The organism is Mycobacterium sp. UM_Kg27 (assembly GCF_000972905.1).
Classification (GTDB): domain Bacteria; phylum Actinomycetota; class Actinomycetes; order Mycobacteriales; family Mycobacteriaceae; genus Mycobacterium.
In genome coordinates, this window is the sequence record NZ_JRMM01000091.1 from 1 (window position 1) to 17444 (window position 17444).

The 17444-nt window shown below is 67.6% G+C and carries 18 protein-coding genes, 1 tRNA gene and 2 pseudogenes; 14 read left to right on the forward strand and 7 right to left on the reverse strand.

Features of this window, described 5'->3' with window-relative positions; genetic code table 11:
• Positions 1-428: pseudogene (locus tag LI94_RS23215) on the reverse strand (IS110 family transposase); the annotation flags it as partial.
• 358 nt (positions 429-786) lie between these two features.
• Between LI94_RS23215 and LI94_RS14465 the strand changes: the two are divergent.
• On the forward strand, positions 787-1323 hold the full coding sequence (locus LI94_RS14465; protein ID WP_012394808.1) for an HD domain-containing protein: 537 nt from the start codon (positions 787-789) through the stop codon (positions 1321-1323).
• A gap of 10 nt (positions 1324-1333) precedes the next feature.
• On the opposite strand, the gene LI94_RS14470 is transcribed toward LI94_RS14465, so the two are convergent.
• Both LI94_RS14470 and LI94_RS14475 read right to left on the reverse strand, forming a co-directional pair.
• Complete coding sequence (locus LI94_RS14470; RefSeq protein ID WP_012394807.1) at positions 1334-1801, reverse strand: NUDIX domain-containing protein; 468 nt, start codon at positions 1799-1801, stop codon at positions 1334-1336.
• Between the two features lie 5 nt (positions 1802-1806).
• Positions 1807-2625: a hypothetical protein gene (locus LI94_RS14475; RefSeq protein ID WP_012394806.1), complete on the reverse strand. Its 819-nt coding sequence runs from the start codon at positions 2623-2625 to the stop codon at positions 1807-1809.
• 240 nt (positions 2626-2865) lie between these two features.
• On the opposite strand from LI94_RS14475, the gene LI94_RS14480 reads away from it, so the two are divergent.
• The 4 genes from LI94_RS14480 (at position 2866) to LI94_RS22425 (ending at position 8092) form a co-directional block, all read left to right on the forward strand.
• Positions 2866-3210 (forward strand): hypothetical protein, encoded by a 345-nt coding sequence (locus LI94_RS14480; protein ID WP_011893911.1) that lies wholly within the window; start codon positions 2866-2868, stop codon positions 3208-3210.
• Between the two features lie 89 nt (positions 3211-3299).
• Positions 3300-4733, forward strand: coding sequence for an FtsK/SpoIIIE domain-containing protein (locus LI94_RS14485; protein ID WP_046284113.1), 1434 nt, complete (start codon positions 3300-3302; stop codon positions 4731-4733).
• Positions 4730-6259: a replication initiator gene (locus LI94_RS14490; RefSeq protein ID WP_095562670.1), complete on the forward strand. Its 1530-nt coding sequence runs from the start codon at positions 4730-4732 to the stop codon at positions 6257-6259. Before LI94_RS14485 ends, LI94_RS14490 begins: the two co-directional genes overlap by 4 nt.
• 186 nt (positions 6260-6445) lie before the next feature.
• Positions 6446-8092 carry a recombinase family protein gene (locus LI94_RS22425; RefSeq protein WP_012394803.1) on the forward strand — a complete coding sequence of 549 codons (1647 nt, stop codon included), beginning with the start codon at positions 6446-6448 and terminating at the stop codon, positions 8090-8092.
• On the opposite strand, the gene LI94_RS14495 is transcribed toward LI94_RS22425, so the two are convergent.
• Positions 8074-8159 (reverse strand) — tRNA-Leu (locus LI94_RS14495). The two genes, LI94_RS22425 and LI94_RS14495, sit on opposite strands and share 19 nt — an antisense overlap.
• A 108-nt stretch (positions 8160-8267) precedes the next feature.
• Here LI94_RS14495 and LI94_RS14500 point away from each other — a divergent pair.
• Complete coding sequence (locus tag LI94_RS14500; RefSeq protein ID WP_152664831.1) at positions 8268-9614, forward strand: M20/M25/M40 family metallo-hydrolase; 1347 nt, start codon at positions 8268-8270, stop codon at positions 9612-9614.
• Positions 9615-9652: 38 nt separating this feature from the next.
• The gene (locus LI94_RS14505; RefSeq protein WP_024440466.1) at positions 9653-10183 is read left to right on the forward strand and encodes a YbhB/YbcL family Raf kinase inhibitor-like protein; all 531 of its coding nucleotides are present in this window, start codon (positions 9653-9655) and stop codon (positions 10181-10183) included.
• 6 nt (positions 10184-10189) lie between these two features.
• Here LI94_RS14505 and LI94_RS14510 read toward each other — a convergent pair whose 3' ends face one another.
• Genes LI94_RS14510 through LI94_RS14520 form a run of 3 tightly spaced genes read right to left on the reverse strand, consistent with a single transcriptional unit; the run spans position 10190 to position 12565 of the window.
• Entirely contained in the window at positions 10190-11257 is a 1068-nt protein-coding gene (locus tag LI94_RS14510; RefSeq protein WP_046301617.1) for a quinone-dependent dihydroorotate dehydrogenase, read from the reverse strand.
• 4 nt (positions 11258-11261) lie between these two features.
• Entirely contained in the window at positions 11262-11528 is a 267-nt protein-coding gene (locus LI94_RS14515; RefSeq protein ID WP_024440464.1) for a DUF5703 family protein, read from the reverse strand.
• A complete protein-coding gene (locus tag LI94_RS14520; protein ID WP_192830979.1) occupies positions 11525-12565 on the reverse strand; it encodes a hypothetical protein in 1041 nt (346 codons plus the stop codon). Before LI94_RS14520 ends, LI94_RS14515 begins: the two co-directional genes overlap by 4 nt.
• A gap of 124 nt (positions 12566-12689) precedes the next feature.
• Between LI94_RS14520 and LI94_RS14525 the strand changes: the two genes are divergently transcribed.
• The 7 genes and pseudogenes from LI94_RS14525 to LI94_RS14555 form a co-directional block, all read left to right on the forward strand.
• Positions 12690-12983, forward strand: a complete 294-nt coding sequence (locus tag LI94_RS14525; protein WP_024440462.1) for a hypothetical protein — start codon at positions 12690-12692, stop codon at positions 12981-12983.
• Between the two features lie 60 nt (positions 12984-13043).
• Entirely contained in the window at positions 13044-13898 is an 855-nt protein-coding gene (locus LI94_RS14530; RefSeq protein ID WP_046301623.1) for an undecaprenyl-diphosphate phosphatase, read from the forward strand.
• Positions 13895-14581 (forward strand): histidine phosphatase family protein, encoded by a 687-nt coding sequence (locus LI94_RS14535; protein WP_046301618.1) that lies wholly within the window; start codon positions 13895-13897, stop codon positions 14579-14581. The genes LI94_RS14530 and LI94_RS14535 overlap by 4 nt, the downstream gene beginning before the upstream one ends.
• 61 nt (positions 14582-14642) lie before the next feature.
• A complete protein-coding gene (locus LI94_RS14540; protein WP_046301619.1) occupies positions 14643-15236 on the forward strand; it encodes a DUF3090 domain-containing protein in 594 nt (197 codons plus the stop codon).
• Positions 15220-16047, forward strand: coding sequence for an SCO1664 family protein (locus tag LI94_RS14545; RefSeq protein ID WP_046301620.1), 828 nt, complete (start codon positions 15220-15222; stop codon positions 16045-16047). The genes LI94_RS14540 and LI94_RS14545 overlap by 17 nt, the downstream gene beginning before the upstream one ends.
• A gap of 24 nt (positions 16048-16071) precedes the next feature.
• On the forward strand, positions 16072-16857 hold the full coding sequence (locus tag LI94_RS14550; RefSeq protein ID WP_082105762.1) for an inositol monophosphatase family protein: 786 nt from the start codon (positions 16072-16074) through the stop codon (positions 16855-16857).
• A 24-nt stretch (positions 16858-16881) separates the two neighbouring features.
• A pseudogene (locus LI94_RS14555) lies at positions 16882-17444 on the forward strand (cysteine--1-D-myo-inosityl 2-amino-2-deoxy-alpha-D-glucopyranoside ligase); the annotation flags it as partial.

Here is a 17444-nt window from a genome sequence, read left to right on the forward strand (position 1 = left end):
TCGGCAGCGTCAGATGTGTATAAGAGACAGATGTACGCTTGATGCAGCGCATGATCTCGTTCTTGGTTTTGCCTTCGGCCAGGCGGTGAACGAAGTAGTCGCGGGTGGGCTGGTGACGGTGCATGCGCACCACCAGGATGACGTGCAGGGCACGGTTGGCGTCGCGATTGCCTCCCCAATTGAGCCGGTGGCGGATCGTTTTGCCGCTGGAGGCTTCCAGTGGGCTGACCCCGCAGAGTTTGGCGAAAGCGGCGTCGCTGCCGATCCGAGCGGGGTTGTCGCCGAGGGCGGTCAGCAGGGTGGCAGCGGTGTCGGGCCCGACGCTGTAGCTCGGGTGCGGCGGTGGCGGTGATGGTGTCGACGTGGCGTTCGAGTCGGGCGGCTGCGGTGTCGAGCTGGTGGCAACGTGCCGCCATCGACTTGATAGCAGTAAAGAAAGTTCTCACATCGCAGGCCAGCGGCGGTCAGGCGGGCGTTGGTCGCGCCTGCTGCCCGCGCCGTCTCGATGCGGCGAGGAGCGAGGACAGTCCTGGCTTGTCGTGGTGCCAGGATGCCGTGGCCGTTGAGATGTACAGCGCTCGTCGTCGTGTGCAAGCTTGTGTGGCGGCGGACGGAGGGCGAAGCGTAGCGAGCGGCGCGGACGGGAGCGCCAGCGGACGGGAGCAGAGGGAGCGTAGCGAAGCCCGCAGGTAGCCGCCGGTTCCTCGCGGGCTATGGCGGCCCGGGCTCCGCTGAGCATCAGTTGCGGGTCTGCGCCATGGCGATGGGACTCGTAGGATGGCGGTTGTGAGCGGGATGCTGGCGCAGCGTGCACGGCGAGAGGCCGAGACGCGACTGGTGGGGCAGCTGCGGCGGTTGGCGCATGTGCGGGGTGTCGCGACGACTGCCGAGCGGCTGAGTCGGCGGTTCGATGCCCAGACAGCGGACTCTTTGGTGGCAGCGGCGTGGCTGCACGATATCGGCTACGCACCGTCGTTGCGCCGGACCGGGTTTCATCCGCTCGATGGCGCAGAGTTTGCCCGGGCGGCGGGTTTTCGGGAGCTGGTCGCCTCCCTGGTGGCGTTCCATACTGGGGCGCACGCGGAAGCTGCCGAGCGCGGCTTGTCAGGTTTAGCGGCGTTCAGCGATCCGCCCAGCGATGTTCTGGATGTGTTGACCTTTTGCGATCTGACGACCGGGCCGGACGGGGCGCCGGTATCACCGCGAGATCGATTGATCGAGGTGTTGGGCCGCTATGGACCCGAGGACCCGGTGCACCGCGCGGTCGACGCGGGGCGCGACGAACTGTTGGCGGCGGTCCGACGGGTACGCGATTGGCTGTAAACCCAGCCGGTTAGCCGAGGTAGGGGCTGTCGCGGTGTTGCAGGTAGTGCTCGATGCGCAGTCGCATCGACGGGTGCATGTCCAGATTGGGGATGTCGTCGGGATCGGTCCAGGCGATGTCGGTGCTTTCGTGATCGATGGCCAGGGTACCGCCGAGCACCTTGGTGGTGAAGGACAGAGAGAACTGTTGGCGGACTTCGCCATCGGTGAACGCGACGACATGCTGCGGGTTGGTGTAGACACCGACAAGGCCGGTGACTTCAATGTCGAGCCCGGTTTCCTCTTTGACTTCCCGGACGGCGGTGTCGGCAATCGTTTCGCCGATGTCGTGTCCGCCGCCGGGTAGCGCCCACAGGGTGTTGTCGCGGCGTTTGATCAGCAGGATACGACCCTGTTCGTCGGTGACGATGGCCGAGGCTGACGGAACGACGCTGTTGGGCAGCGGGGCGTTGGGGTCGTTGTAGTAGTCGGTTCGCATAGGGTTCAGCCTTTCGCGCTGAGCGGTCTGGCGCGATCCCAGACCTGGGTGAAAGCGTCTTCGAGGGTGGCCCAGAGCCGTGGTTCGTGGTGGCGCGACAGCACAAGCACGGGGTTGTTGCGCCCGGGTGAGCCGTAGATGTGGAAGTTGACGATCATGGCGTCGTCGACCCGGAAGATCGACGTGTAGAGCGTGGTGTCGTGGGTGCGGATATCCAGCCCCGGGGTATCGGCATGCGGGGCGAGCAACTCCACGGACGTGCGGCAGCGGGCGATGACGGCCTCGCCGATGCCTTCCTCCTTGCCGCGCAGGATCGTGGTGGCAGTGTCAGGATCCCCGACGAGAAACCGCACCGCCACACCGCGGGCGGCGGCGTCGAGCAGAATGTCGAGGAAGCCGTCGAGGGTGTCAAACAGGAACGTGGCCGCCAGGACGAGGATGTCGATGCCGGTGGTGGCGTCGCCGAAATGCTGCTGCCACGTCGTGATCGGCAGCTGGGTGCGGCTGGCATACAGCGTCGCGGTGAACGGACCACCCAGCGACGTCGTCGCCAGCGCGCTCGCGGTAGGGGCAGGATACTGGTTGGGCCACAGGTTGTGCGGTGTGCAGCCAAGCAGCTTAGCGGCGCGGCGGGCGTTGTCCTCGCGGACGTTGTAGTCGATGTTGGCCAGCCAGCGGCGCACCGTCTTGATATCCACGCCCACCGCAGTGGCGAACCTCTGTGGGGAGAGTCCCTTGGCGTGCAGCCGTTGGGTGAGGCGATCGTTGGGGATCGTGGCGGCCTCGGCGTCGCCGTCCTGATCGCCCGTCGTCTCAGCGCACATCTTTCCGTGTCATCCCTGTCCATCCTCAGCGCGTGGTTCCTAGTTTGCCATGCGACTGCCGCCGCCCCGCGGCGGTGATGCCCGTCCGATGCCCACGGGCATGTCCCTGTCGTGTCCGAAATGTCTGCGGCAGTGTCGGCAATGCCTGCCAACGTCCCTCGCTACGTCCGCGATGTCCACGTGAACTGAGCCCAGCGCCGCAACGGGGCGCAAACAGATCACGAAAGGAACAGCGGGACAATGCGTTTAAGAATCGACACATCAGGCACACGGTTCATCGTCACCCGAGCGGCCGAGCCGCGGCTGAACTTCGAGACCGGCAGCCCAAAAGTGGACACCGCCACCGGCGTGCCACTGTATGCCGCGCAGCTGTTGGCGTTGGATGACACCGGTGGTGAAGTGCTCAACGTCACCGTCGCCGGGGATCCGAAAGTGACAGTCACCCAACCTGTTTCAGTCGCTGGTCTGGTTGCTATCCCTTGGGCTCAAGGTGATCGCAGCGGCGTGGCGTTCCGTGCCGACGCCATCACCCCCACCAACCCCGCGGCTGCGCCGAGCGATCAAGCGTCCCGCGCGCAGAAATAACCCCATTTGCTGGGGCGCGGCGCTCGTGGGTGTCGCGCCCCAGCACGTGAGCTGCTATCGACCATTCACTCACCAGAGGGACGCTTGTCATGGCATCAAACTACAAAAACAGCAAGAACTCTCAATCCAACGACGACGACTGGATCACCGACCTCATCCTCTCACTGTTCAAAGCGGCCGGGTATCTGCTGTGGTGGGCGGTCCTGTTCCCGGCCATCAGCATCCCGATCATCGCCAGCGTGGCGATGGCCATTACCCATGGCTCACGCGCGGGTCTGATCATCGGTATTGCTTTCGCTGCCGCGTATGCGGGCTGGGCGTGGCTGGACCCGCGATCGTTTCACGGATGGGTCACCGAGCCGGTGCGGCGGCGCTGGTTGACCTGGTCGCGCTACACCCGCACCTGGCAATCGGTGTGCACCCTGCACGGCCTGACCGCCACACTTGGCGAACGCACCTTGGTGCCGACCTTGCAGTCGGTGCGCATCGGCAAGACGACCGACGTCCTGGCGCTGCGAGTGGTCACCGGCCACTCCCTGGCTGATTGGCACAAGCAATCCGAGGCGCTAGCCGCCGCCTGGCGTGCCGACCGGATCGCCATCCGCGCGACCGCGCCCGGAGAGCTACGCATCACCCTGATGCGCGGCGACGTGCTGGCCGACCCGATTGCCCTGCCCATGCCCACGACGGCGACTGCGGTGGATGTGGGGTCGCTGCGGGTCGGGATCACCGAAACCCGCCACTGGTGGCACCTACCTCTGCTTGGCCACCACCTGCTCGTGGCTGGCGCGACCGGCGCGGGGAAAGGTTCAGTGTTGTGGTCACTGATCGCTGGCCTCGCCCCCGCCGTGAAAACCGGACAAGTGCGGCTCTGCGTCATCGACCCGAAAGGCGGCATGGAACTGGGCGCCGGAGCACCCATGTTCACGGTGTTCACCCACGACGCCACTGGCACCACCCTGTACCTGCTGCGGCAACTAGTGGAGGTGATGCACGCCCGCGCCAATCGGTTACGGGGCAAGACGCGCATGCACACCCCGACTCCGACTGAGCCGTTATTCGTGGTGGTGATCGATGAGATCGCCGCGCTGACTGCGTATGTGACCGACCGCAAGGTGCGCAGCGAAATTGAACAGCTGTTGGGCCTGCTGCTCTCCCAAGGCCGGGCCGTCGGCATTTCGGTGGTGGCAGCGGTGCAAGATCCGGCCAAAGACACCCTGCCGATGCGGCAGCTGTTTACCGTGCGAATCGGGTTGCGGTTGACCGAAGCCACCCAAACCACCATGGTTTTGGGCCAGGGCGCCCGCGACGCGGGGGCCGACTGCGATCACATCCCCGACACCACTCCCGGTGTGGGCTACATGATGATCGATGGCACGGCCCAACCGGTGCGGGTACGGGCATTTCACGTCGCCGACCACGACATCGCCACTCTGGCAGCACGATTCCGGCCACCTCGTGCCGCGACCCGAACCAACCAGTCCAACAGCGGGCGCACCGACACCGCCCGGGGTCAACGGTGACTACTGCAACGACAGCCCCCACGCTGGTGTTGCCCGGGGTTCCCGGCTCGATCGACACCAATGCGGTGGTGGATCAGATGGTGCGCCGCGCGTCCTCGACGGGGTTCGAATCGTGGTGGCGGCGCGCGGAATCTGTTGGCTTCTGCGCCCACCCCATCCAACTCAGAGGTACCGACGAGATAGGCCGCGATCGGGTGGTGTGGACACGGTGCAACAACCGCCGCGCACAGGTATGCCCATCGTGCTCAGACCTGTACGCCCGCGACACGTGGCAGCTCGTGCACGCTGGCACCGCCGGCGGCCACCACAACATCCCCGCAGCAGTGGCCGATCGTCCGCAGGTGTTCGTCACCCTCACCGCACCTAGCTACGGGCCTGTTCACGCCGCCGCGCGTGCAGGCGACAAGAAGCAGCGTGTGTGTCGCGACCACCACCACACTGGCGGCTACCGCCGATGCCCGCATGGGAAACCACTGTGGTGCAGCACAACCCACGGCGAAGGTGATATCTATGCGGGACAGCCGATCTGCGCGGACTGCTACGACTACACCGGGCATGTCCTGTTCACATGGCACCTGCCCGAACTGTGGCGACGCTTCACCATCACCCTGCGACGCACACTGCGCCGAGAGCTACGTGCTTCGGGCGCCGACCCGGATGCGGTGCAGGTCAGCTTCATCAAAGTCGTCGAACTGCAAGCCCGGCTCATCCCGCACATTCATGCCCTGATCCGCCTCGACCCGCCCGACAGCGATGACTCTGGCGGTCATGACTGGCATGCGCCCCTTGCGGCAACCGAACTGGCCACCATCATCCAACAGGCCGTTCGAACCGTGGCCGTGACGGTCACCGACTCATCCTCAAATACAGCGACACGCTCATCCTCAAATACAGCGACACGGGTGATCAGGTTCGGCACACAAGTCGACACCCAACCCATCGACAACCGGCACGCCGGCACGGACGGCTCTGCTGTGCAGGAGGATTCACCACACGGCGGGGTTCTTCCAGGCCGCCGCGTAGCTCGCTACCTCGCGAAATACGTCACCAAATCCTTAGCTGACGTCGGGATCAGCGCGCGACGCATCTCCACCGAGGCCATCGCTGACCTCGATGTCTGCGACCACGTTCGGGCGATCCTGACCGCCATCAGCCAACTCGCCGATAAGGGACTGGCCGGTGTCGGTCGGTGGCTGCACACCCTGGGCTACCGGGGCCACATCACCAGCAAATCCCGCCGCTATTCCACCACGATGACCGCGCTGCGCGAACGTCGCGCGGCCTGGACCCGTGAACAACGTTTAAAAAGCACTGCGCACCAACATGATCTCGGCCTCGACTCCACCGATGGCGATGATCTGGTGGCATGGGAATTCGATCGTGCCGGCCCCACCAGCCTCGGCGACCGGACCCTCATCTACTCCGCGGCCGTCCAACACATCCACACCCGCCGCATCGGACTGATCGAAGTCCGTGGCCAAGCCCGCAATCAACAATGGGATCCGCCAGGGGGAAGCGATGGCTGACAGGTCCCGAGCAGCACGTGCTCGCTCCGGGTGTGACGCTCGTCCCGATGCGCCGACGGTGTCAGAGGGGGGTGTTGAAATTGTTGTGCCCAACCAATATCGACTTCCGTCCGAGGCCAACCGCGCGCTGGTACACGTGATAATGGCTGTGCGGGACCGGATGCTTGGATCAGGGAGGGGAGTGGCGTGAGCCTGAGGTTCGCCTTCTATGGCCGAGTGAGCACGGAGGACGCTCAAGACCCGGAGGCGAGCCGCAGCTGGCAGAAGCGGCGTGCCATGGACCTGATCACTCCGCACGGCGGATTCATCGCCGCCGACTACTTCGATGTGGGACAGAGCCGTTCACTGCCGTGGAAGCGCAGGCCAGAGGCGTCACGTCTGCTTGCTGATGTCGCTTGTCGGGACCGTAGCTTTGATGCCGTAGTGATTGGGGAACCCGCCCGTGCGTTCTACGGGCCGCAGTTCGCGCTCACCTTCCCTGTCCTCACGCACTACGGAGTTGGCCTGTGGGTACCCGAGGTCGGCGGAGCGGTCGATCCCGGCTCCGAGGCACACGACCTGGTGATGACTCTGTTCGGCGGCATGAGCAAGGGAGAGCGCGCTCGAATCCAGATGCGCGTCCGTACGGCGATGTCAGCACTCGCGCACGACACCGCCAGATATCTCGGTGGTCGACCACCCTACGGTTACCGGCTCGTCGATGCCGGCCCGCATCCAAACCCTGCCAAGGCCAATCTTGGGCAGCGGCTTCACCGCCTCGAACCCGACCCCGCGACATCTTCGGTCGTCGAGCGGATCTACCGCATGTACGCCGACGGAGCGGGCCTGCGCTATATCGCGCAACGGCTCACCGACGATGGTGTACCGTCACCGAGCCAGTACGACCCGGCACGGAATCGGCATCGTGACCCACGAGGATGGTCCCATTCGGCGATCCGCGCGATACTCGACAACCCGGCGTACCGCGGTATCCGTGTTTGGGGCAAGCAGGAGAAATACGAGGTTCTGGTCAACCCCGATGATGTCGCTGCGGGGTATGAGACTCGTATGCGGTGGCGTGATGAGGCCGACTGGATCGCACCAGAACGCCGCACGCATGAAGCGCTGATCCGTGACGAACTAGCGCAGGCTGTTCGTCTTCGGATGCAGGCGCGGCGGGGTCCCGGTCTTGTTTGCAGCAGAGAGTCAACAGTGCCATATGCACTGCGTGGGCTGCTGTTCTGTGCCGCATGTGGACGGCGGATGCAGGGCGCTGCCCGCGCCGGGAAGCGAACAACACGCATCCTCTACCGTTGTGAGCTCGGTAAGTCGCGTTCGGTACCCGCGGACCTGAGTGATCACCCGCGCACCGTCTACCTCCGTGAAGATGAGGTGACTGCGCGACTTGACGAATGGATCGCCACCCTGGCCGATCCGGCCGACTTGGCACGCGGGCAAGACGCGGACCCGGTAGCAGGGGCTGGCTACGCGGCCTTGCGGCGCCAGCTCAGCGAGGCGAATGCGAAGGTTGCTGCTCTGGTTACCGCCGTGGAGTCTGGTGTGGCCGTTGAGGATTTGACTGTTGCATTGCGCCGCCGCACCGCCGAGCGCGACGAGCTGAAGGTCCGTCTTGAGCAAGCGGAGCGACCTCGCGTCATGACTGCCGCACAAATCAGCGAGTTGGTTGAGGAATTGGGCGGGCTGTCAGCAGTGCTTGGTGAGGCAACCGGGGCGGAACGCGCTCAGGTATACGCAAGCCTGGGCCTGCGCCTCGACTACGACCCGCATCTTCAGCGAGTCACGGCGACTGCCGACTTAAGTCGTGTCGCCGGACGTGTCCGAGGGGGGACTTGAACCCCCACGCCCGTTAATAGGGCACTAGCACCTCAAGCTAGCGCGTCTGCCATTCCGCCACTCGGACCAACCCGGCGCGGCCGGGCAGCTAAGGCTAACGGATGCCCTCCGCTGGACCCAAACCCAGCCCTCGCAACGCGATCCGCAGGAACGTGAAGTGGTAGTAAAGGTAGCTGTGACCGATTTCCCCGATCCCGCCGGCGCCGCAGTGGGCGAGGTGGTCGAGCTCGTCAGCACGCTGATCCGTTTCGACACCTCCAACACCGGAGAGCCGGCCACCACCAAGGGCGAGGCCGACTGCGCACGCTGGGTGGCCGGCCAGCTCGAGGAAGTGGGGTATGAGACCGAATACCTCGAATCCGGTGCGCCCGGACGCGGCAACGTCTTCGCTCGGCTCAAAGGCAGCGACCCAAGCCGTGGGGCGCTGCTGATCCACGGGCATCTCGATGTGGTGCCCGCCGAGGCCAGCGACTGGAGCGTGCACCCGTTCTCCGGCGCGATCGAGGACGGGTATGTCTGGGGCCGCGGCGCGGTCGACATGAAGGACATGTGCGGGATGATGATCGCGGTGGCCCGGCACCTGGCCCGGGCCGGCATCCCCCCGCCGCGTGACTTGGTGTTCGCATTCCTGGCCGACGAGGAGGCCGGCGGCAAGTACGGGGCGCACTGGATCGTCGAGAACCGCCCCGATCTGTTCGCCGGGGTCACCGAGGCGATCGGGGAGGTCGGCGGTTTTTCGCTCACGGTGCCGCGGCGCGACGGCGGGGAGCGTCGGCTGTATTTGATCGAGACCGCGGAGAAGGGGCTGTCCTGGATGCGGCTGCGGGCCCACGGCCGGGCCGGGCACGGGTCGATGATCAACGACGACAACGCCGTCACCACCCTGACCGAGGCGGTGGCCCGGCTGGGCCGGCACCGGTTCCCGCTGGTGCTCTCCGATGCCGTGGTGGAGTTTTTGGCCGCGGTCGGCGAGGAGACCGGGCACGCCATCGACGTCGACTCCCCGGACCTGGAAGGAATGATCGAGAAGCTGGGACCGATCTCGCGCATCGTCAACGCCACCCTGCGCGACACCGCGACCCCGACCATGCTGCAGGCCGGCTACAAGGCCAACGTCATCCCGGCGACGGCCGAGGCGGTAGTGGACTGCCGGGTGCTGCCCGGGCGCCAGGCGGCGTTCGAGGCCGAGGTCGACGCACTGATCGGCCCCGACGTGACCCGGGAATGGGTGGCCTACCAGCCGCCGGTGGAGACGACCTTCGACGGTGACCTGGTCGAGGCGATGAACGCCGCGCTGCTGGCCTGTGACCCCGACGCCCGGACCGTGCCCTACATGCTGTCCGGCGGAACGGATGCAAAAGCGTTCGCCAAGTTGGGTATTCGATGCTTCGGCTTCGCTCCGCTGCGACTGCCGCCCGACCTCGACTTCTCCGCACTGTTCCACGGAGTCGACGAACGCGTTCCGGTTGACGCACTGGAGTTCGGCACCCGCGTACTGCACCACTTCCTGACACACTGCTGACCAAACGACGAAGTTGATCCACTACGAGAGGACCAGTCATGACCACCACCCCCGACCCGTACGCCGCGCTGCCCAAGCTGCCGACCTTCACCCTCACCTCCACGTCGCTGACCGACGGCCAGTCGCTGGGCAAAGCCCAGGTCAGCGGAATCATGGGGGCCGGTGGTGAAGACGCCAGCCCGCAGCTGAGCTGGTCGGGCTTTCCCGAGGAGACCCGGAGCTTCGCGGTCACCTGCTACGACCCGGACGCACCCACCGCGTCGGGATTCTGGCACTGGGCGGTGGCCAACCTGCCGGCCACCTGCACCGAGCTGCCCGAAGGCGCCGGTGACGGCAGCCTGCTGCCCGGCGATGCGCTGACCCTGGTCAACGACGCCGGGATGCGCCGCTACGTGGGCGCCGCGCCGCCGGCCGGTCACGGGACGCACCGCTACTACGTTGCGGTGCACGCCGTCGACGTCGAGAAGCTGGAGCTGGCCGAGGACGCCAGCCCGGCCTACCTGGGCTTCAACCTGTTCATGCACGCGATCGCGCGTGCGGTGATCGTCGGCACCTACGAACAGAAGTAGCGGGCGCTAGCGGGCGGCGGACCCGACCGCCTCGGCCAGCGAGGCGAATCCGCCGTCGCGCAGCCGCTGGGCCAGACCGTCGTGGATGTTGCGGGCCCACAGGCCGCCGCCGTAGATGAAGCCGGTGTAGCCCTGCAGCAGCGAGGCGCCGGCGGTGATGCGCTCCCAGGCGTCGTCGGCGGTCTCGATGCCGCCCACACTGATCAGGACCAGCCGGTCGCCCACCCGGGCGTACAGCCGCCGCAGCACCTCCAGCGCCCGCCGCGCCACCGGCGGGCCGGAGATGCCGCCGGGCCCCAATTCGGCCACCCCCGGGGTCGCCAGGCCGTCGCGCGACACCGTGGTGTTGGTCGCCACGATGCCGGCCAGACCCAACTCCACACACAGGTCGGCGATGGCATCCAGATCGGTGTCGGCCAGATCCGGGGCGATCTTCACCAGCACCGGCTTGGTGGTTTCGGCACGCACCGCGGCCAGGATGGGCCGCAGCGACTCGACGGCCTGCAGGTCGCGCAGCCCCGGCGTGTTCGGCGAGCTGACGTTGACCACCAGATAGTCGGCCAGCGGGGCCAACAGCCGGGCGCTGGTGCGGTAGTCCTGCACCGCGCCCTCGGGCGGGGTGACCTTGGTCTTGCCGATGTTCACTCCGATCGGCACGTCGGACCGGTGTCGCGCCAACTGGGTCGCCAGCGCGGCGGCCCCGTGATTGTTGAAGCCCATCCGGTTGAGCAGCGCGCGGTCGTCGGGCAACCGGAAAAGGCGCGGCGCGGGATTGCCCGGTTGTGCCGCCGCCGTTACGGTGCCCACCTCGGCGTAGCCGAAACCCATTGCACCCCAAGCGTTCAGCCCGTGGCCGTCCTTGTCGAACCCGGCGGCCAGCCCGAGCGGCCCGGGAAAGTGCACCCCGAACACGGTGCTGGCCAGCAGCGGATCGTGCGGCGCGAGGCGGCGCTGCAGGGCCCGGCGCGCCGGCGGCGTCGCGGCGGCGCCGCGCAGCCCCGCGAACACGAGAGTGTGGATACGCTCGGCCGGCACCAGGAAGAACGCCCGGCGCACTGCGCCGTAGAGACCCATCGGCCTACAGTCCCGGCTGGTCGACGCAGCGGCCGCCGCTGATCGCCGTCGCCGAAGACTTCTTGCGGCGCAGCAGCACCCGCCTGCTCCCGTCGGTGTACAACCGCACTCGGGTCAGCTCCCAACCTCGGTATTCGGCTTCGATGGACAACCGGGTGGACGCCCCGATCCGGGTGACCTCCGGCGGCAGTCGCAGCGGAATCCATTCGTAGTCATCGGACAGGTCGGTGTCCCAGCCGACCGGCATCCGGCGGGGGCGCAACGCGGTCATTGTGGCCTCGTGGCGTGCTCGATCACCTGGACCCCGGCGCCGGAGCCCGACACCACGTACAGGGTGTCCGACTTCTCGTCCAAGGCTAGGGTGTTGGGTTGCTGCACGGTCGGATAGCGAACCTTCTCCACGGGGATTCCGGTGGTCAAATCGTAGCCGACCACGGTGTTCGTCCCGGTTTGCGACACCCAGGCAAACCCGCCCGACCCGGCCAGCCCGTAGGGGGCATCCGGCACCGGATAGTCCTGGTGCAGCATCAGCGGATCCACGCCGTACACCAGCAGCCGGCCACTGCGCGGATCGGCTGCCAGCACCGGCCCGTGCGCCGCGGCGGCCAGCGTGGTCGCGCCCTGGCCCGCCCGCAGCGCGTACTGCGGCTCGCCGTCGGTGCCGATGGTGGTCACCGAGGTCTGGCCGCGGTCCAGCACCACCGCGATATCGCCCTGGGTCACGATCTGGTCGACCCGGGCGAAGATCTTGGCCCGCTCGGCGACCCGCGTGCCGTCCTCGGCCAGCGTGTACACCGCGCCGTCGGCACTGCCCAACACCACGATTCCGTCGGCGCGCCGGCCGATCGCGGTGAACTCGACACCGGCGGCACCGTCGACGTCGACGCGTTTGATGCCGCGGGTGGCCAGGTCGACGGTGTAGTAGCCACCGTTCCCGGACAGGTAGGCCGCGCCGTTGCCGTCGCCGGCCAGTGCGCTCGCCGGACCCGGCAGCGCCACCTCGGTGGGCGGGCGGCTCGAGTCGCCCACCAGGCCGAGCGTGGCGGCGGCCTGCGGGTCCGGGCCGGGGGACAGCACCGCCAGCAGTTTGGTCGCCGCGTCGAACACCGCGCCGGTGGCGTGGCCGGCCAGCGGCCGCACGGTGCCGGCCGGGCGCACCGCGGCGACCGGGGAAACCGCGGGCTCGGCCGGCGCGATCGTGGGCGGCGGCGCGGTGATGGGATTGGATGAGCACGCTGTGAGCAGCAGCAGCGGCAGCAACAGGCCTTGCAGGGACCGGCGTGGCCGGCGGGTGGAGCGTTTGGGCACAGGACAGCTCTTCCAGCTCGTCTTGATGGCGGGTTGGTGCAGAGACCGATTCTAAGGAAGGCGGCGAGGTGAAGCTGGCATGTCCGGCCGAACAATAAGTTCGCTTAGGTGTAACCTCTCGGCCATGACTGTGGTCGATGACTGGCAGCTGGCATGTTCGGAGTTCCGCATCGAGGAGATCTGGACGGGGGCCTTCGCCAGTGGTTTCGGCGAGGTCGGTGACGGCCGCAGTTTCTCCTTCCACACCGAGCAGCAGAAGCTGGTGGTGGACATCTACCGGCCCCGGCTGGCCGGCCCGGTCCCGCACGACGAGGACGTGGTGGCCACCGCGAGCCGGCACCTGTTCGAGATCGATGTCACCGACGAGCGCAGCCTGGCCGCCGCGGTGCGTGACGTGGTATCCGGTCTGACCCGCTGACACCAGCCCGGTACGGTCGTCGTCGTGACTGAGGTCGTATCGGTGGTCGAGACGGCTGTGATGTCGTGGCCGCAGGTAATAGTCCTGGCGATCGTCCAGGGACTCACCGAGTTTCTGCCGGTCTCCTCCTCGGGACACCTGGCGTTGGTCTCCCGGCTGTTCTTCGCCGGTGACGCCGGCGCCTCCTTCACCGCGGTGACTCAAATCGGCACCGAGATCGCGGTGCTGGTCTATTTCGCCAAGGACATCGCGCGCATCGCCACCGCCTGGCTGTCCGGGGTGGCCTCGGCGCTGGCCAAGACCCCGCTGCCCGCCGAACGCAAGACCGACTACCGGATGGGCTGGTACGTCATCGTCGGCAGCGTCCCGATCGTGATCGTCGGGGTGCTGTTCCAGCACTTCATCCGCGGCGACGTACGCAACCTCTGGGTGATCGCCTCCGCGATGGTCGGATTCTCGCTGGTGATCGCCGCCGCCGAGTATGTCGGCCGCCAGCGGCGGCATGCCGACCAATTGACCGTCAAGGATGGCTTCCTGGTCGGCGCCGCGCAGTGTCTGGCACTGGTGCCCGGCGTCTCGCGCTCCGGGGCGACCATCAGCGCCGGCCTGTTCCTGGGCATGGATCGGGCCCTGGCCGCCCGGTTCGGCTTCCTGCTGGGCATCCCGGCGGTATTCGCCTCGGGATTGCACGAACTGCCCAACGCCTTCAATCCGGTCACCGAAGGAATGAGCGCCACCGGGCCGCAGCTGCTGGTGTCGGTGGTGATCACCTTCCTGGTCGGCTACGCCGCGATCAGCTGGCTGCTGCGGTTCGTCAGCAGTCACACCATGTACTGGTTTGTCGGGTACCGGGTCATCGCCGGGACCACGATCCTGATCCTGCTCGCCACCGGGGCGTTGGCGGCCATGCCATGACCGTCATCCTGCTGCGCCACGGCCGGTCCACCTCGAACACCTCCGGGGTGCTGGCCGGACGCACCGAAGGCGTCGAACTCGACGAACTGGGCCGTGAGCAGGCCGCGCAGCTCGTCGGCCGGCTCGACGGCCTGCCGATCAAGGCGGTGGTGCGCTCGCCGCTGCTGCGCTGCCGGCGCACCGTCGAACCGCTGGCCGCGGCCCTGGGGCTGGATCCCCTCGTCGACGACCGGCTGGCCGAGGTCGACTACGGGTCCTGGACCGGACGCAAGATCAGCGAACTGACCGCCGAACCGCTGTGGCGGGTGGTGCAGGCGCAGCCCAGCGCGGCGATCTTCCCCGAGGGTGAAGGGCTGGCGCAGGTGCAGGCCCGGGCCGTCACCGCGGTCCGCGATCACGACCGGCAGCTGGCCTCCCAGCACGGCGCCGACGTGCTGTGGGTGGCGTGCACCCACGGCGACGTCATCAAGGCCGTCATCGCCGACGCGCTCGGCGTGCATCTGGACGGCTTTCAGCGGATCACCGCCGACCCGGCCTCGGCGAGCGTGATCCGCTACACGCCGTTGCGCCCCTTCGTAATCCACCTCAACCACACCGGAGCGTCGTTGGCCGCCGCGGTGCACAGTGCACCGGCCGGCCCCGTCGGTGAAAGCGACGCCGTAGTCGGCGGATCCACCACCTAGGTCCACCTCGCCGAAGCCAGATGCCGTCGGCCGCCGCAACTGCCGGTATTTTGGAGTTGCCATGTCCCGAGCTATTCACGTCTTCCGCACCCCCGACCGTTTCGTGGCCGGGACCGTCGGCCAGCCCGGCAACCGCACGTTCTACCTGCAGGCCGTCCACGACGAGCGGGTGGTCTCGGTGGTGCTGGAGAAGCAGCAGGTCGCGGTGCTCTCCGAACGGATCGGTGCGCTGCTGCTGGAGGTCAACCGCCGATTCGGCACCCCGGTGCCGCCCGAACCCACCGAGATCGACGACCTGGACCCGCTGGTCACACCGGTGGACGCGGAGTTCCGGGTCGGCACCATGGGGTTGGGCTGGGACTCCGAGGCACAGACGGTGGTGGTGGAGCTGCTCGCGGTCAGCGATGCTGAATTCGACGCGTCGGTGGTGCTCGACGACACCGACGAGGGGCCGGACGCGGTGCGGGTGTTCCTCACCCCGGAGTCCGCGCGCCAGTTCGCCACCCGCTCCAACCGGGTGATCTCGGCGGGCCGCCCGCCGTGTCCGCTGTGCGACGAGCCGCTGGACCCCGCCGGTCACATGTGCGTGCGCACCAACGGCTATCGGCGGGGTGCTTTCGGGCCCGACGATGAGCCCGATGACACAGACATCTGACGACCGGGAGGCGTTGCACTCCGGGGAACTGGAGATCCTGGGCCGCATCCGCTCGGCGAGCAACGCCACCTTCCTGTGCCAGGCGAGGCTGGGGGAGCACCGTGTCCACTGCGTCTATAAGCCGGTCGCCGGCGAACAGCCGCTGTGGGATTTCCCCGACGGTACCCTGGCCGGCCGCGAACTCGGCGCACACCTGATCTCGGTTGAGTTGGGCTGGAATCTGGTGCCCTACACCATCATTCGGGACGGTCCGGCGGGTCCGGGCATGGTGCAGCGCTGGGTGGACCAACCCGAAGACGACGACCAAGCCCAGGATGCATCGTCGGCGCCCGGCCTGGTGGACGTGGTTCCCGGGGACCACGTTCCGGCGGGCTACCTGCCGGTGTTGCAGGCCTACGGCCACAACGGCGATCCGGTCACCCTGGTGCACGCCGACGACATCCGGTTGCGCCGGCTCGCCGTGTTCGACGTGGTGATCAACAACGCCGACCGCAAGGGCGGACACATTCTGTGCGGCACCGACGGCCGCGTCTACGGCGTCGACCACGGCGTGAGCCTGCACACCCAGGACAAGTTGCGCACCGTGCTGTGGGGCTGGGCGGGCACGTCGGTGACCGACCTGGACGACGAGGCGTTGCCGGCCCTGTCGCGGCTGCTGGTGGCGCTGGACGGTCCGCTGGCGGCATCGCTGCAACCGCATCTGACCGCCGGCGAGATCACGGCCCTGCGCCGCCGCGTCGCCGACCTGCTGGAGCACCCGGTGATGCCCGGCCCGAACCGTCATCGCCCGATCCCTTGGCCGGCGTTCTAGTCCACGTCGGGGATACTGCCACTCGTGACGCTGACCGACGCGGCGCTGGCCGCCGAACTGGCAGTCGAGGCCGGAAAGCTCTTGCTGGCGGTGCGTGACGAGGTGGGCTTCGCCCAACCGTGGCATCTGGGCGACACTGGCGACGGCCGGGCCAACCAGCTGATCCTCCGCGGGCTGCGGGACGCGCGCCCCGGGGACGCGGTGCTCAGCGAGGAATCCCCGGACAACCTGGCCCGGCTGCGGTCGGACCGGGTCTGGATCGTCGACCCGCTCGACGGCACCCGCGAATTCACCACACCCGGACGCGACGACTGGGCCGTGCACATCGCGCTGTGGCAGCGCGGCGGCCCGGACGGGTTTGGCACCATCACCGACGCCGCGGTGTCACTGCCGGCCTACGACAACCGGAGCAACGTGGTCTTCCGCACCGACACGGTCACCCGGCCCGCCACGCCTGCCGGACCGCCGGACCCCATTCGGGTCGCGGTCAGCGCTTCCCGAATGCCCGCGGTGGTCCGGCTCATCCGCGAGGTGTTGCCGGTGGAGCCGGTACTGATGGGTTCGGCGGGCGCCAAGGCGATGGCCGTGGTGCGCGGCGACGTGGACGCCTACCTGCACGCCGGCGGGCAGTGGGAGTGGGACTCGGCTGCCCCGGCCGGTGTGGTGCTGGCGGCCGGGCTGCACGCGTCCCGGATCGACGGGTCGCCGTTGCGCTACAACCGCCCCGACCCCTACCTGCCCGACCTGCTGATGTGCCGGCCCGACGTGGCGCCGATCCTGTTGGACGCCATGCGGCGGACGGTCCTGTAGCGAGTGGGCCTTACAGTCGTGGGCATGCAATCGTGGTCCGCGCCGGCCGTTCCAGTCCTGCCCGGGCGCGGCCCGGCGCTGCGCCTCTATGACACCGCCGACCGCCAGGTGCGTCCGGTGTCGCCGGGCCCGGCGGCCAGCATGTATGTCTGCGGCATCACGCCTTATGACGCCACGCACCTCGGCCACGCCGCCACCTATCTGGTCTTCGACCTGATTCACCGGCTCTGGCTCGACGCCGGCCACCAGGTGAACTACGTGCAGAACGTCACCGACGTCGACGACCCGCTGCTCGAGCGTGCCGAGCGTGACGGGGTGCAGTGGCAGGAGTTGGCGGCCAGCCAGGTGGAGTTGTTCGCCGCTGACATGACTGCCTTGCGGGTGCTGCCGCCTCGCGACTATGTGGCGGTTACCGAGGTCATAGCCGAAGTGGTCGAGTCGGTCGAAAAGATGCTGGCCGCCGGATCGGCCTACATCGTTGACGGCGATTACCCCGACGTCTACTTCCGCGCCGACGCCACCGAGCAGTTCGGTTACGAATCCGGTTTCGACCGCGCCACCATGCTGGAGCCTGTCTCTTATACACA